This window comes from Alphaproteobacteria bacterium (genome assembly GCA_025210155.1).
Classification (GTDB): domain Bacteria; phylum Pseudomonadota; class Alphaproteobacteria; order Rs-D84; family CASDRH01; genus JAOASE01.
Map to the genome: position 1 here is coordinate 87,919 of JAOASE010000004.1, position 15,335 is coordinate 103,253.

At 32.1% G+C, this 15,335-nt stretch carries 13 protein-coding genes and 1 tRNA gene; 6 read left to right on the plus strand and 8 right to left on the minus strand.

Features of this window, described 5'->3' with window-relative positions; translation table 11 throughout:
• Positions 1-97 precede the first annotated feature (97 nt).
• Complete coding sequence (locus tag N4A44_01445) at positions 98-1,555, minus strand: replicative DNA helicase (GenBank protein MCT4552310.1); 1,458 nt, start codon at positions 1,553-1,555, stop codon at positions 98-100.
• Between the two features lie 160 nt (positions 1,556-1,715).
• Positions 1,716-2,702 carry a hypothetical protein gene (locus N4A44_01450; protein MCT4552311.1) on the minus strand — a complete coding sequence of 329 codons (987 nt, stop codon included), beginning with the start codon at positions 2,700-2,702 and terminating at the stop codon, positions 1,716-1,718.
• Positions 2,703-2,949: 247 nt separating this feature from the next.
• On the opposite strand from N4A44_01450, the gene N4A44_01455 reads away from it, so the two are divergent.
• Both N4A44_01455 and xth read left to right on the plus strand, forming a co-directional pair.
• Entirely contained in the window at positions 2,950-3,465 is a 516-nt protein-coding gene (locus N4A44_01455) for a ClpXP protease specificity-enhancing factor SspB (protein MCT4552312.1), read from the plus strand.
• Positions 3,466-3,720: 255 nt separating this feature from the next.
• Positions 3,721-4,497, plus strand: coding sequence for an exodeoxyribonuclease III (xth, locus tag N4A44_01460; protein MCT4552313.1), 777 nt, complete (start codon positions 3,721-3,723; stop codon positions 4,495-4,497).
• A gap of 56 nt (positions 4,498-4,553) precedes the next feature.
• Here xth and N4A44_01465 read toward each other — a convergent pair whose 3' ends face one another.
• Complete coding sequence (locus N4A44_01465; protein ID MCT4552314.1) at positions 4,554-4,787, minus strand: DUF2312 domain-containing protein; 234 nt, start codon at positions 4,785-4,787, stop codon at positions 4,554-4,556.
• 135 nt (positions 4,788-4,922) lie between these two features.
• Between N4A44_01465 and pyk the strand changes: the two genes are divergently transcribed.
• Both pyk and N4A44_01475 read left to right on the plus strand, forming a co-directional pair.
• A complete protein-coding gene (pyk, locus tag N4A44_01470) occupies positions 4,923-6,374 on the plus strand; it encodes a pyruvate kinase (protein MCT4552315.1) in 1,452 nt (483 codons plus the stop codon).
• A gap of 147 nt (positions 6,375-6,521) precedes the next feature.
• Positions 6,522-7,739 (plus strand): phosphoglycerate kinase, encoded by a 1,218-nt coding sequence (locus tag N4A44_01475; protein MCT4552316.1) that lies wholly within the window; start codon positions 6,522-6,524, stop codon positions 7,737-7,739.
• A gap of 258 nt (positions 7,740-7,997) precedes the next feature.
• Here the strand turns inward: N4A44_01475 and N4A44_01480 are convergent, their stop codons facing one another.
• Positions 7,998-8,387: a hypothetical protein gene (locus N4A44_01480; GenBank protein ID MCT4552317.1), complete on the minus strand. Its 390-nt coding sequence runs from the start codon at positions 8,385-8,387 to the stop codon at positions 7,998-8,000.
• Positions 8,388-8,570: 183 nt separating this feature from the next.
• Between N4A44_01480 and N4A44_01485 the strand changes: the two genes are divergently transcribed.
• Complete coding sequence (locus tag N4A44_01485; GenBank protein MCT4552318.1) at positions 8,571-11,195, plus strand: valine--tRNA ligase; 2,625 nt, start codon at positions 8,571-8,573, stop codon at positions 11,193-11,195.
• Between the two features lie 42 nt (positions 11,196-11,237).
• On the opposite strand, the gene N4A44_01490 is transcribed toward N4A44_01485, so the two are convergent.
• The 4 genes from N4A44_01490 to N4A44_01505 all read right to left on the minus strand — a co-directional run bounded on the left by N4A44_01490 (position 11,238) and on the right by N4A44_01505 (position 15,041).
• Positions 11,238-12,344 (minus strand): glycoside hydrolase family 3, encoded by a 1,107-nt coding sequence (locus tag N4A44_01490; protein MCT4552319.1) that lies wholly within the window; start codon positions 12,342-12,344, stop codon positions 11,238-11,240.
• 70 nt (positions 12,345-12,414) lie between these two features.
• A complete protein-coding gene (locus tag N4A44_01495) occupies positions 12,415-13,896 on the minus strand; it encodes a peptidoglycan DD-metalloendopeptidase family protein (GenBank protein MCT4552320.1) in 1,482 nt (493 codons plus the stop codon).
• Positions 13,889-14,320 (minus strand): SufE family protein, encoded by a 432-nt coding sequence (locus tag N4A44_01500; protein ID MCT4552321.1) that lies wholly within the window; start codon positions 14,318-14,320, stop codon positions 13,889-13,891. The genes N4A44_01495 and N4A44_01500 overlap by 8 nt, the downstream gene beginning before the upstream one ends.
• A 145-nt stretch (positions 14,321-14,465) precedes the next feature.
• Complete coding sequence (locus tag N4A44_01505; GenBank protein MCT4552322.1) at positions 14,466-15,041, minus strand: TIGR00730 family Rossman fold protein; 576 nt, start codon at positions 15,039-15,041, stop codon at positions 14,466-14,468.
• 123 nt (positions 15,042-15,164) lie between these two features.
• Between N4A44_01505 and N4A44_01510 the strand changes: the two genes are divergently transcribed.
• Positions 15,165-15,238: transfer RNA gene (locus N4A44_01510), tRNA-Cys, on the plus strand.
• Positions 15,239-15,335: the final 97 nt, after the last annotated feature.

The window sequence follows — 15,335 nt, forward strand, 5'->3', positions numbered from 1 at the left end:
GGAATTAATATTAAAAAAGCTCATATTTCTATGAGCTGATTTAACTTTTAAAAGAGAGATCCCCGTGACAAGCACGAGGATGACAATTTCTTATATTTTATTCTTCTTCATATTGAACTGCTAGATCGCCTAGTTTCGAATATGCCATATTAGCAAATAATTTTATGGTTTTGGCTTCACCGTGTCTGTTCTTACCTATGATAACACTTGCACGGTTTTTAGTTCTTTCCATTCTAGATTTCCACTTTTGCATTTCCTCTTCAAAATTATCTGAATTTTCTGCAGTTGGCTCTTGTTGGGCAATATAATAGTTTTCTCTGTAAACGAACATAACTATGTCGGCGTCCTGCTCGATTGAACCAGATTCCCTAAGATCGGATAGAACCGGTCTTTTGTCTTCTCTTTGCTCAACTTGACGAGATAGCTGAGATAGAACTACCACTGGACAATCCATTTCTTTTGCAAGTATTTTTAAGTCTCTTGTCATTGCAGAAAGTTCTTGAACACGATTTTCTCTTTGTCTTCCTGATGGAGTTAAAAGTTGTAAATAGTCAATAACGATTCCTGAAAGAGAGCCGTGAAGTCTTTTTAGTCTACGACATCTAGTTCTTATTGCTGAAATTGTAATACCTGGAGTATCATCTATGAATAGAGGAATTTCTTCCAATGCTCTTGAAATTTCTGCTAAACGAGCAAATTCTTCTGTTGTGATAGATCCTTTTCTTAGTTTATGACCTTCAACTTCTGCATTCATTGATAATAGTCTGGCTGCTAACTGGTCAGCTGACATTTCCAGTGAGAAGAAACAACATGGTCCTGTCATTTTTTCTGGAGATCTTTTGTTATAAACTTCGTTAGCCATATTGAATGCTACGTTTAATGCTAGTACGGTTTTACCCATACCAGGTCTTCCTGCTACGATTAATAAATCGGATGGGTTAAGACCACCAAGAACTTTGTCCATATCTCTTAAACCTGAAGATATACCTGAGATTCCACCTTTGTTTTTAAGGGCATATTCTGTACTTTGAAGAGCTTCTCCTAAAGTTTGTTTGAATGTTTTTAAATCACCTTCTGCAGTTCCTGTTATAGCTACATCATAAAGGAATTGTTCTGCTTCTTCTATTTGTTTTGATGCTGGATTTTCAAGATTATCTGTTAAGGCATTTTCAACAATATTTTGACCAATGTTAATAAGCTCTCTTCTTAAGGCTCTATCATAAATTAATTGAGCATAGCCTGCTATATTAACACCTGACACATTTGATGTTGCAAGACGGATTAAATAGTCTTTACCTATATCATTACTTTCGCCAAGACTTGAAAAATAATCGTTTAAAGTGATAGGGTCTGCAACGTGACCTCTCTCTATCATTTTAACACATGCTTCATAAATTTTGCTGTGAACTTTGTCTGCGAAATGAATTGGCTGAAGAATCTCTGATACCTTTTCTAATTCTCTATTATTTATAAGGATTGCACCTAGAAGCGCTTGCTCCGCTTCAATAGACATAGGTGTTTTGTTTTTTATGTTGATGTCGTTTAATTCTAACATGATTGTTTCCTTATAATAATATTGATATAAATCTAGAATATTATTTGAGAAAAATCAATAAAATTTACTTGTGTTTTAAATTTTTGTTATTGAATATAAAAAATCCCCCCATTAGTCCGAAGACTAACGAGGGGTAAAATTTATAAAATGAAAAATGAAATTAAAGCTCATTAATTGGGGAGTTAATCTCCATAGGAGCTTCCTTGTTGATTGACTGTTCCATAGTTTCGTACGCTGGAACTGAAATCACATCACCAAAGTTTACACTGTCTGTTTGAGCAAGACACCTTTCAAAGATTGTGGCGAATATTGTTCTGCCATTATCTCCGAATACGTCTAATACCGCTTCTACAGATGTAGGATCATCATTCATAACCATTAGGTTGTTTTCAATAACCTGTGGGTAATTGATAGCTTTGACCATATCACTGATCTTAGCTTCAGATCCCTCGATAACTCTAGGACCAATGTACTTATGAAAATATGTTCTTCTGTCCTCGGTTTTGCCTGAGTAAACAAGCATAACTGGTTGAGACTTGAAACCTACAATTTCATATTCATACAAGTGTTCAGACACCTCAGTTTGGTAAGGGTTTCTCACCGGAGTTCTCGTGATTTTTATTTCGAAAAATCTCGGTGAGTTGTCGTAAATAACAACAATGTCCAATTGCTTTGCAGATGGGTTAGCTTCTATTGTATCGTTTAGAGCAACTCCTTCGGCAGCTTTTATCGATCTTTCAAGTTCACTTTCATTGAAAATGATATTAGGATCTTTTGAAGCTATAGTAAAGCTTGAAAAATCATCTTTAGAGTTAAGATAAAGAACCGAACCTGTTTGGATGGTTTCTTTATTCAACCCTAAAACAGATAGCTCGTCTTTGTAACGCTGGGTTACGTCAGCCGAGTCAAGGTTACAAACCCTCCCCTGTACGGTATCATTTTCAAGTATTACAGTTGTTGTAATGTAATCTCTATTGAACAGGTCAAGAGTTTCTTGACTACAATCCAAAGGTACATTATCAATTCCATTATACTTTGTAAAACTCTCGTCCTCAAGAGGACCTTCGTCGTTACAAGATGTAAAAATGAACATAAATGCGATTGCGCTAAGTAGTACGTAACTACTCTTTGTAATTAAAGTTTTCATATTTTTTTTATTTTTAGGTTTTTATTTACATTTTAATTATTGAGAGGACGAATCCTCTTATATATTAGTTCAAATTGTTTTCTATTGACAATATAGCACTATTTAAAAATATTTGTCAAGAAAAAAGTGATAATTTTTTAGAAACGGTTTTTACTTGCAGAAAAAGCTAGGTTTTTAGCAAAAACTATTTTATAATGTTTCTTGGATATGGAAAAATAAAAAAATAAAGGTGGAAAAGGATTTGAAAATGGATTTCTCTAAAAAAATAGACTATGATTTATTGGTGGAAAAGGCTCTTTTAGACGTTGTAAAGAATGTACTTACGCACCTTAGTAAATATGGATGCCCTAATGAAAATTGCATCTATATAACTTTCAAAACTAGACAAAAAGGTGTTAAATTACCTGATTATATATCTAAAGATGAAAAGTATAAAGATGAAATGACTATTATTTTAGAAAAACATTTCGAGAATCTTTCTGTTTCTGATAAAGAATTTGGTGTTACATTAAATTTTGGTGGAAATCCTTATTACATTACGGTTCCTTTTTCTGCAATCACTGCATTTGTAGATTCTATAGCTAACTTCTCTTATGCTTTTGATGTTCCAGATATCTATGGTGAAGATAGGTTTGATATAGTCGATTCATCTATAGATCCTAAGCCTCATATTGATTATGATGCAAATAGAAAAGAGGAAGAAAAGAAAAAAGATGGGAAAGATAAGGATAATATTATTTCGTTGGATGATTTCAGAGACTAATTAAGCTGCATCTTTTGAATATTAAATCGCAAAATTAGATAATAATTTTATTCGGTCATGTATTATTTATACACTCCCTCAAAAATTTTATCTGTTTTATAATTTACTAAGCCAAAATACTTGCTTAATACATATATAACAATTATAAAATGAATTTTACGATTAATTAATTTAATATAATCGAAATATAATTTTACTTAACTTTGAAAACAATTTCTGTATATTTTTATAAAAGTTTAAGAGAAAGGTTTTAAAATGAAAATAGCTACTTTTAATATAAACTCTGTTAGAGCTAGATTAGAAAATTTTGTAAATTGGTTGAGAGAGGTTCAGCCAGATGTTGTTCTTTTGCAAGAAATTAAATGTATGGACGAGGTTTTTCCTAGAAATGAAATTGAACTTTTAGGGTATAACATAGAAACTCATGGGCAAAAAAGTTATAATGGTGTTGCTATTATTTCTAAACACTCTATTGAAGATGTTGTTAGAGGGCTACCTACTTTCGAAGAAGATGAACAAGCTAGATATATAGAAGCTGTTATTGGTGGGAAAGTTAGAATTTGCAACATATATGCTCCTAATGGAAATCCTATAGACACACCTAAATTCCCTTATAAAATAAAGTGGCATCAAAAATTAAACGAACATGTTAAAGAAGTATTAAAATACGATGAACCTCTTATCGTTACTGGTGATTATAATGTGGCCATAACTGATAGAGAAGTTTATAATCCAAAGGCATATAAGGATGATGCTATTACTCAGCCTGAAAGTCGTGCGGAATTTAATAATTTAAAAGCTCTTGGTTTTACTGATGCCTATAGAACTTTTCATGATGATGTTGATGATGCATATTCTTACTGGGGTTATAGAGGTGGATGTTGGCCAAAAGGATATGGCATCTTACTTGATTACTTCTTATTGAATGATAAAGCGATGGATTTGTTGGTTGACTGTGATATAGATAAAGAACCTAGATCAAAGGAAAAACCATCAGATCACACTCCGGTAGTTCTAGAACTTAAAGATTAAAGAAAAAAGCAGAGGTTAATCCCCTGCTCTTTTTAATTTTTTAAAGCGAAATTAAATTATAAGTTTAATGCTGCTTTGTAAGTTTCGAAGATTGCTTCTTCTTCAGCCACTTCGTCTCTGTCTTTCTTCATTAAAGCTACGATTTTCTTCATCACTTTCACGTCAAAGCCTGTACCTTTAGCTTCTGCATAAACTTCTTTAATGTCGTTTTTAATTTCTAAAACTTCGCCTTCTAATCTTTCGATTCTATCTATAAAACTTCTTAATTGTTCTCCTGACACTGTTGACATCTTTTCCTCCGATAATTTTCTCAGCTTTTTCAAACTTTTTTTGTTGATTTTATTCTTTTTTTATTTATAGTACATACTGTATTTTATAAAAATATTATATAAAATCAACTATTAAAAATCGAATTGGAGAATAATATGTTTGAAACAAACAAAAATGCGTTTAGAAAAACGAAAATATTAAACTCTATCGGACCTGCTACTGAATCTGCAGAAATGATGGAAAAAATGATTAAAGCTGGATCTTCTGCATTTAGATTTAACTTTTCTCACGAAACAGTTACTCACTTAGATAGATTAAAAACTTTAAGAGAAGTTTCTAAAAAATTAGGTGTTTATGTTACTGCTGTAGCTGACATACAAGGTCCTAAACACAGAGTTGGTGTTTTCAAAGACGATAAAGCTAAATTAGAAATTGGCCAAAAATTCACAGTTGATTTAGATGAAACTCCTGGTGATAGCACTCGTGTTTGCTTGCCTCACCCTGAAGTTATTGAAGCTTTAGAAGTTGGTTCAAGAATTCTTGTTGATGATGGTAAAGTTCAATTAAAAGTTACTAAAAAAGGTGCTGACTTTGCTGAAACTGAAGTTCTATCTGGCGAATGGATTAAAAACAAAAAAGGATTTAATATTCCTGATGTTAGAATTAAATCATCTTGCTTGACTAAAAAAGATAGAGAAGATATCGAAATTATCAACAGTGCTGACTTTGATTACCTAGCATTCTCTTTCGTTCAAACTGCTGAAGACTGCAGAGAATGTAGAGAACTTGTTAGAGATGATATTAAAATAATTGCTAAAATGGAAAAACCTCAAGCGATGGAAAACCTAGTAGAAATCACTAAAGAAGTTGATGCTTTAATGGTAGCTAGAGGCGACTTAGCTGTTGAAGTTGGTGCTGAAAATGTTCCTCTTTGCCAAAAAGAAATGATCAGAGTTGGTAGAGACTTAGCTAAACCAGTTATCGTTGCAACTCACATGATGGAATCTATGATTGACAATCCATTCCCAACAAGAGCTGAAGTAACAGACGTTGCTAACGCAGTTTTTGAAGGTGCTGACTGTGTTATGACTTCTGCTGAAACTACTATCGGTGACTACCCTATCGAAACAGTTGAAATGATGGATAGCGTTATTAGAAAAGTAGAAGCTTCTGAAGATTACAAAAGAAATCTTAATGCTGTTATTCTTGAAGGCCTAGAACATAATACTGTTTCTGACGTTATGGCTCACTCTGCTAAACAAATTTCTAACGAACTTTCTGCTTCAGCAATCGTTACAGCTACTGTTTCTGGTACTACAGCAATTAGAATTGCTAAAAATAAACCAGAAGCTCCAATCTTAGCTGTTTCATTAGAACCTAGAACTCTTGGTAGATTAGGTATCTGTGCTGGTGTTAGAGGTGTTGTAACTAGTGAAGAAAATAATTCTGAATTAGGTATGGACAACTTCGCTAGAGAATTAGCTAAAAAAGAAGTTAATGCTGAAACTGGCGACCATATCGTAGTTTCTATGGGTAAGAAAACTCCTGAAGCTAAATCAGTTATGGAAGAAGGTAATACTAATATCGTAACAGTTGTACGTGTATAAGATATCTTCTTAATACAATTATTAAAATTCCCTGGAAATTTCTGGGGAGTTTTTTTTATTTATTTAATGTTATTTATGACTTTTCTTTTTTATTCTTTAGTAGTATAATTGCGGAGAGATTAAAATAATTTAAGAAAGGATTTTAATATGAAATTTCATACTATGGATGATTTATTATCAAAAGATTTAAAAGGTAAAAGAGTTTTTGTTAGAGCTGACTTGAACGTACCTTTAACTGAAGATGGAAAAGTTTCTGATAAAACTAGAATTGAAAAATTTGCGCCTACTGCGATTGCTTTATCTGAAGCTGGAGCTAAAGTTATTGTAACTTCTCACTTAGGTAGACCTGAAGGAAAAGAAGCTAAGTTCTCTTTAGAACAAATTGCCGAAGAAGTTGCTAATGAAGTTGAACAAGAAGTTATATTTGTTGATGACTGTATTGGCGAAGAAGTTGAACAAACTATTGCAGACATGAATGGTGGAGATATTTTACTTCTAGAAAACTTAAGATTTTACAAAGAAGAAAAGAAATGTGATGAAGAATTTTCTAAGAAGCTGGCTAACTTGGCTGACTTTTATGTAGATGATGCTTTTGCTACATCTCACAGAGCTCACGCCTCTACTTTTGGCATTACTAATCATGTACCTTCTTTTGCCGGGTTCTTAATGGAAAATGAGCTTAACGCTTTGGGTACTATACTACATAAACCAACTGAGATTGATGGCGGTAAAAGTGGGGCAATAGTTGGTGGAGCCAAAGTTTCTACAAAAATTACTGTATTAGAAAACTTGATGGATAAGATTGATGTATTATTTATTGGTGGTGCAATGGCTAATACTTTCTTACTAGCACAAGGTTATGACATGGGAAAATCTTTAGTTGAAGCTGACATGGTTGATGTTGCAAAAACAGTTCTTAAAAAAGCTGAAGAAAAAGGTTGTGAAATTATATTACCAGTTGATCTTGTTGTTGCTCCTGAGTTTAAATCATATGAAGAAAATGAAGTTGAAACTGTTGCTATAGATGCTGTTCCTGCAGATTGTATGGCTTTAGATTTTGGTTCAAAAACTTTGGAATTAATTAAAAATAAAATTACTGAACTAGAAAGTATTGTTTGGAATGGACCTTTTGGTGCGTTTGAAATGAAGCCTTTTGAAAAGACTACTTTTGAAGTTGCTGATTTTATCGCTAAACAAACTCAAGCTAGTGAATTAACTTCTGTTGGTGGAGGTGGAGATACTGTTTCTGCTCTTAAACAATCTGGAAATATAGAAAAAATGACTTATATTTCTACAGCTGGAGGTGCTTTCCTTGAATACATGGAAGGGAAAGAATTACCTGGAGTTAAAGCTTTAGAAAAGTAAATATAAATTAAACGGTGGCTTTTGCACGAATTTTTAGCAAAATTGTGACATTTAAATTCAGTCACGTATTACTTATACGCTTCTTAGAATTTAAAGTCTGATTTTACTAATCTTCGCACAAAATACTTGTTTAATAGTAAATATAAAGTCTCTGGAATTCTGGAGGCTTTTTTTTATCTAGTAAATACTTAATAACGAACATTATATAAAATTAAGGAGTTGGTAAAAACCAACTCCCTTTTATTTTCATTGAAATAGTTAAGCAATATTTCTATGATGGCGAACCCTTCTGGGTCCTCCATTAGAAGATTTTGAACCACTTCTCTTTCTAGAGGCATTCTCAAGTCTTTTTATTTCAGCAGAAATATTTTCTCGAAACTTTTTTAAAGAATTCAGTAGATCGGAAACTCTAACTCCGGCATTTTCATTTAATAGGTAGATGGATCTTGCTTTAACCGCATCAACCTGCTCTTTAAAATCAGGTGAAACATTGTTGAAATTTTCATCATTCCGCAACCAAGCTTCTAATGCTTTTGCTGGATTTGATGTTAATTCGAAAACAACATTTCCACCCTTCGCAGAAGATAAATTCTTTTCAACTTGCTTAACTCTTTCGATTTGCTTTTGTAGACTTTTTTGTAATTGCATAAAAAATCATTTATTAGGTTTAAAAAATTATGAGTTTATACTCTGGCATATTACAACCCAATATGTCAAGGGTTTTTAATATTTTATTCTTATCAATATTTCTATTGTGTTTTGTGAGCGCCTGTTATATCATTGATTACTATTAATTATTCAAACAAAAACTAAAAGAAAGGTTGTAGAAAAATGGCAATAGATAAATCATTTGATTTTAACAATTTAGAAAAGCAAATTTATGACAAATGGGAGAAATCTCACGTCGGTGCTTCTGATGTGAAATCAAAGAAAGATTCAGTCTGCTTAATCATGCCTCCTCCTAATGTCACAGGTAACTTACACTGTGGTCACGCAATGGAGCATTCTATAACTGATATTTATGCTAGATTCTGTAGAGCTCAAGGAAAAGATGTTTTATGGCAACCAGGGTTAGATCATGCTGGTATTGCTACTCAGTTAATGGTGGAAAGAAAAATATCTGCTGAGCAAGGTAAATCTCGCTACGATTTAGGTAGAGAAAAATTCCTTGAAGAAGTTTGGAAATGGAAAAATGAATCTGGTGGTGAAATTTTAAACCAAATTAGAAGACTTGGTGCTTGCCCTGATTGGGATAGATTAAAGTTTACTTTAGACGAAGATGTGTCTTCTGCTGTTAGAAAAGTTTTCATATCTTTATATAACGATGGATTGATATTTAAAGGTCAAAGACTTGTTAACTGGGATATTGCGTTACAGACTGCTGTATCTGATTTAGAAGTTGAAAATAAAGAAACTGTAGGAAAAATGTATTACTTCAATTACCCTATTGATGGTAAAGAAGGTGAATTTATTCAAATAGGTACTACAAGACCAGAAACTATGTTTGGTGATACTGCAATTGCTGTTCATCCTGAAAATGAAAAAATAGGACACCTTATTGGCAAATCTGTTAAACTTCCTATGATTGGAAGAGTTATTCCTATTATAGCTGATGAATATGCAGATCCTGAAAAAGGTACTGGTGCAGTGAAAATAACTCCTGCTCATGACTTTAATGACTTTGAAGTTGGTAAGAGAAATAGTCTTGCTATGATTTCTATTATGAATAAAGATGGTTCTTTAAATGATAAATGTCCTGAAGAATTCGTTGGTATGGATAGATTAGAAGCCAGACCATTAGTTATTAAAAAAATGGAAGCACTTGGTCTTTTCGTTAAAGCCGAAGATAACAACATGGCAATTCCTTACGGAGAAAGAAGTAAGGAAATTGTTGAGCCTATGTTGACTGAACAATGGTTTATAGATACTAAGAAAATGGCTGAGAGATCTATGGCTGCCGTTAAAGATGGTGAAACTGAAATACTTCCTAAATTTGTAGAAAATACTTTCTTTCACTTCTTGAATAATATTCAAGATTGGTGTATTTCTCGTCAACTTTGGTGGGGACATAGAATTCCTGCTTTCTATGGTGAAGATGGACATTGTTTTGTTGCTGAGAATGAAGAAGAAGCTTTGGAACAAGCTGTTAGACATTATGGTAAATCTGCAGATGAAATTGAATTAAAACAAGATAATGATGTTTTAGACACATGGTTCTCTTCGGCACTTTGGCCATTTACTACATTAGGTTGGAATGGTGTTGGTAGCACATCTGAAGAGTTAGAAAAATACTACCCTACTTCGCTATTGATTACAGGTAGAGACTTAGTATTCTTCTGGTATTCTAGAATGATGATGATGGGAACTCACTTCTTAAAAGACTTCAAAGGAGATGATAAAAAATCTGTTCCATTTGAAAAATGTTTTTTCCATGGATTAGTTAATGATGAACATGGTAAGAAGATGAGTAAATCTAAAGGTAATGGAGTTGATCCTATTGAGCTTATGGATAAGTATGGTGCTGATGCTTGTAGATTTTATTTTGCATCTGCTACTACACAAGGTAATGATATAAACTTGAGTGAAAAGCAAATTGAAGGTTATAGAAACTTTGTTACTAAGATTTGGAATGCATGTAAGTTTATTGAAATGCAATGTGCATCTTATGATGAAACTTTTGATCCATTTAAAGTTTCTGAAGAAAGAAATAAATGGGTACTTGAAAGATTAAAAACTTCAAGGGCAAACGTTTATAGAGCCTTAAAAGACTTAAGATTTAATGATGCTACATCTGCTGCTTATGATTTTGTATGGAAAGAATTCTGTGATTGGTTCATTGAAATGGGTAAAGTGAACCCTTCAGATGAGTCTAAGGCAACTCTTGCATTTGTTAGAGATGAAATATTAAAACTATTACATCCTTTCATGCCATTTGTTACCGAAGAACTTTGGGGACAAACTTCTGATAGAGATGGCTTGTTAGCTTCTGAAGTTTGGAAACTATATGGCTGGGATTTCTCTGATACTAATATTGATGATATCATTGAGCTTATTCAACAAATTCGTACTATAAAAGCTGACTTAGGTATTAGTGCTAGTGCATTTATAGATATAGAAATAAAAGAAAAACTTGAAAATAATACTTTGGCTATATTGGAAACTTTAGCTAGATGTAAAGCTTTAGAATTTGGCTCAAGTGAAAAAACTCTTTACATAGCTAACCCTACTTTCAATGTTAAAGGTGTATTAAATGACAACATAGATATAGATATTGAAAAGAAGAAAAAAGATTTAGCTAAACTTGAAGGTGGAATTAAGGCTGCAGAAGGTAGATTTAACAATGAAAACTTTGTTAAAAACGTACCAGAAAATGTTTTAATGGAGCAAAAGATATCTTATGAAAAGAATAAGATAAAAGCTGAAAAACTAAGAGTTTTGATTGAAACTTTAGGATAAAATAAAAGAGGTTTAAATAACCTCTTTTATTTTTTTATAGAATTATCTTATGATTTTATATTTCTTTTTTAGAGATATTATTTTATTATAAGATGTTTCTATTTGCTCTTCTGATATCTCACCTGAAAAAATCTTTTCCATAACAATATCTATTACTTTTGGAACGATGTTTTCATCGATTTCTAGGTTATTTCCTATGCAAAAAATATCTACTCCAGCATTAACCATTAAAGGAATTGCTTCTTCAATGGAATAATGCTTTGCAATGGCATTCATTTGAAGATCATCACTAATTATAATTCCATCATAAGCGAAGTCTTTCCTTAGTTTACTTAGGGATTTTTTAGATAAAGTTGCTGGATATTTCTCATCTAATTTTTTGTTAAAAACATGAGCTGTCATAACAATTTCTACTTTACCTGTATTAATTAATTCTTTATATGGAATTAATTCTTTTTCATTCCAAGTTTCACTGACATCAACAAAACCTAAGTGCGAATCTGAGCTTGAACTTCCATGCCCAGGAAAATGTTTTAAAGCAGTTAAGATGTCTAAATCTTTATGTGCTTTAATTACTTGTTCAGAATGTTCTGCAACCTTATAAGGATTTGAAGAGTAGCTTCTTTCCTTGCCTGCAATCACTGGATTTTCAGGATTTGTATTAACATCAACTACCGGTGCAAAGTTAAGGTTAAATCCTAAACTTTTAAGAGTTTCTGCTATAACTTTTGCATTTTCATATGTTAATTTTGCATCATCTTTTTCGCCTAACACTTTGGCAGATAATGTCTTAGGAAAACCATATTCTGGTTTAAGCCTATTTATTAACCCACCTTCTTGATCAACGCTGATAAAAAGAGGTGTTTTCGCATTATTTTGTAAATCAGATATTAGTGATTTAACCTGCTTGGGATTTTCTATATTTCTATCAAAGCTTTTGCTAGTAACGTCATAATCGAATAAAATAATTCCGCCTATTATATTATCTTTAAGTTGAGCTTTTAGATAATCAGGCACTTCTTTTCCCTTAAAGCCAACTAGGATCATTTGTCCTATTTTTTCTTTTAAAATTTGCCTTTTATTATAAATATTACCAAGAAAAATTATAATAAATGAAGTTAATATAAAAAATATTATTTTTAATCTCATTTTTTACCCTTTTTTAATTCTATATTAGAATACTGAATAAAAATCTCGACTTAATGCCGAGATTTTTTATTTATCCCAAAAATTCGAATTTTTTATTCATTCCATCTCTTTTCTTTTTGAAAGCTTTAAGATGTTTCCCTCTAAGACTTTCTGTCGATGGTAACTTGATTGTAAGTGGATTTACATATCTACCGTTCTTTTGGATACCATAGTGTAAGTGAGGACCTGTAGATCTACCAGTACTTCCAACATATCCGATAATTTGACCCTGTTTAACGTATGAACCAACTCTTAATCCTTTTTTGAATGAATTTAAGTGAGCATACGCTGTTGTATAAGTAGAGTTATGACGGATCTTAATTAGGTTTCCGTTTGGTCCCTTCCATCCTCTATAGATGATTGTACCTGATCCACCTGCTGGAATTGGAGTTCCTGTTGGAGCTGCAAAATCAACTCCATTATGATTCTTTCTGAAACCTAATACTGGGTGTCTTCTAGAACCATAAGTTGAAGATATTCTAGCCTTATTGATTGGTGTTTTCTTAAGAGCTTTTGTAGATCCCTTACCTTTTTCATCATAGAATTTATCTTGACCCTCTTTTTTAGCATAGTTGTATGTTTTAAATTCTTTACCTCTAATGCTTAGCTTACCATAAAGAAGTTTACCTACACCTAAATATTTACCTTCTTTAGAGAACTCTTCTTCATAAAGAAGTTCAAATGAATCTCCTGGTCTTATTTCACGTTCGAAATCGACATCGAATGAGAAAATATCATAGAAGCTATATATTATGTTATAAGGTATGTCTTGCTTTTCAGCTAAATACATTATACTTTGCTCTGGAGCAATCTTAGCTTCTTTTCTAACTAATTTTGTGTATTTATTATCTTTGATTTTTCTTACATCGAAACTAATTTCATCTTCATGTTTTTCAACTATAGCCTCAATTCTTTCTATAGGAGAAATTTCTATTGTGAACTTTTGTAGATTGGCTCTTAAATTATTCTCTGCAGTATAGCCTTCTTCAACATCAAATATAAGTTTAGTACCCTGTTTTGTTTTTGATGAAGGTCTTAAATCTCTTTTGATATCAAATGTACCTTTTAATGATTTTATTAGAGAATAAGTTTGAGAGTAAGGGATATTATATTCATTCATAATCCCGCCTAGAGTATCACCTTCTTCAACAACTTTGATAAGTTCTCTTTCTCTTTTTTCACCCGCTATAAGAGGTTCTTCGCCACCTTCTTTAATTTTATGTTGAAGCTTTGCCATTCTAGCTTCTTCTTCCCTCATAGAATCTGAAACTTTTTGTTGTTCTTTTATAAGATATGCTGATGTTGGTTTCTTATAAAAAATTTGGAAACTAGATATAACTATAGTTAAAACTAAAGTTGCAGCTGCAAAACCGTAAGAAAAGAATTGGAAGTGATCACTTTTCTTTAAAACCTTAATAGCTTCAGAAATAGAAATTGTTGGAAACTTTTTATCTACTTTGCTAACAATTCTCTTGTTTTTAGTTTTCTTTGTTCTTCTTACAGCCTTATTCATTTTCCGCTTCCTTCTCCAATTTTTCTTCTAAATCAAAATTCTGAATCTTTTTAATTACGGCACTTAAACCGTTTAATCTTTGTGATGATAAATGAGAGTCTAGAGCCAATTTCTCTAAAGTATCTTGAGCATTTATATCTGAAATTTCTTGTCTTGTCTTATTATTAAATAAAGATGATATTATATATAGTAAACCTCTTACTATTATAGCATCGCCGTCTAGCTTTATAGAATAAGTTCCATTATGATTTCTTTCCTTGACCAACCAAACATTAGCCATACACCCTTCTACGATATGGTTTTCATCTCTAATATCTGAGTAATCAGGAAGTTCTTTACCTAATTCTATAATATATTCGTACTTATCTTCCCAATCTAGAAACATAGACATGTCTTGTTCTATTTCTGGTATAGTTTTCAACATAAAATATATCCTTTATTTTTTCTTTTAATTATAACATATTTTCTTAGAAGTTCAAACTATAAATGGGATTTTTTATGAAATATTTTTTGAAAAACCCCTTATTTCAAGGGGCTTTCATTAAATTTATCCAAAAGAATCAAAAGCTTTATATAAAAGATTTTTTAATTCCTAGCTTATCATATTTTCTTAGATAATTAATTGCTTGTCTTGGAGTATTTACTATTACGAATTTATCGAAGTCATCTCTAGCGATAAAACCATCTCTCCAACCACTTCTTAATACTTTATAAAGAGGTCCCCAGAATTCTTTTCCAACTAGGATTAAACATTTACCTGTCATTTCGTCTACTTGTAAGGCAGTTAAAACATCTGTTATTTCATCTATAGTTCCAACTCCGCCAGGAAGTGCTATGAAGGCATCAGAAACTTCCATCATTTTTCTTTTTCTTAGAGAGAGATCTTTGTGAACATAGTTTTTAACTAATGGACTGTCTATTGGTTTTTCTAGGTGGGTAATAACTTCTGTTGTATGTCCTTCAGCTTTTCCACCGTGGTGAATAATTCCGTTTTCAACAGCTCCCATAAGACCTACTCCACCGGCGCCATATACTAGTGTTTTTTCTGCTTCTGCCAATCTTCTTCCCATTTCGTATGCTGTTTTTACGTGTTTAGGATTTTTCCCTTTGTGAGCCCCACAAAATACACAAACTTTTTTTATCATTTACTTTTTCTCCTCATTTATATTTTGATGACATTATAGCAAAAGTAAGGATTTTTATCAAATATTTTTATTTTTAACTTGAATTTTTTTTTAATATGAATATTATATTTTCATAAGTTATATGGTCGGTTGGCAGAGAGGCTATGCAGTGGACTGCAAATCCATGTACATCGGTTCAAATCCGGTACCGACCTCCAAATTTTGAAATTAGACTCCAGGGATAATGGTAAGGTTCTCCTGGGGTTTATTTTTTATTCACCGTATTTGAACAAGTTAAAATCTGCCGCTGACGAA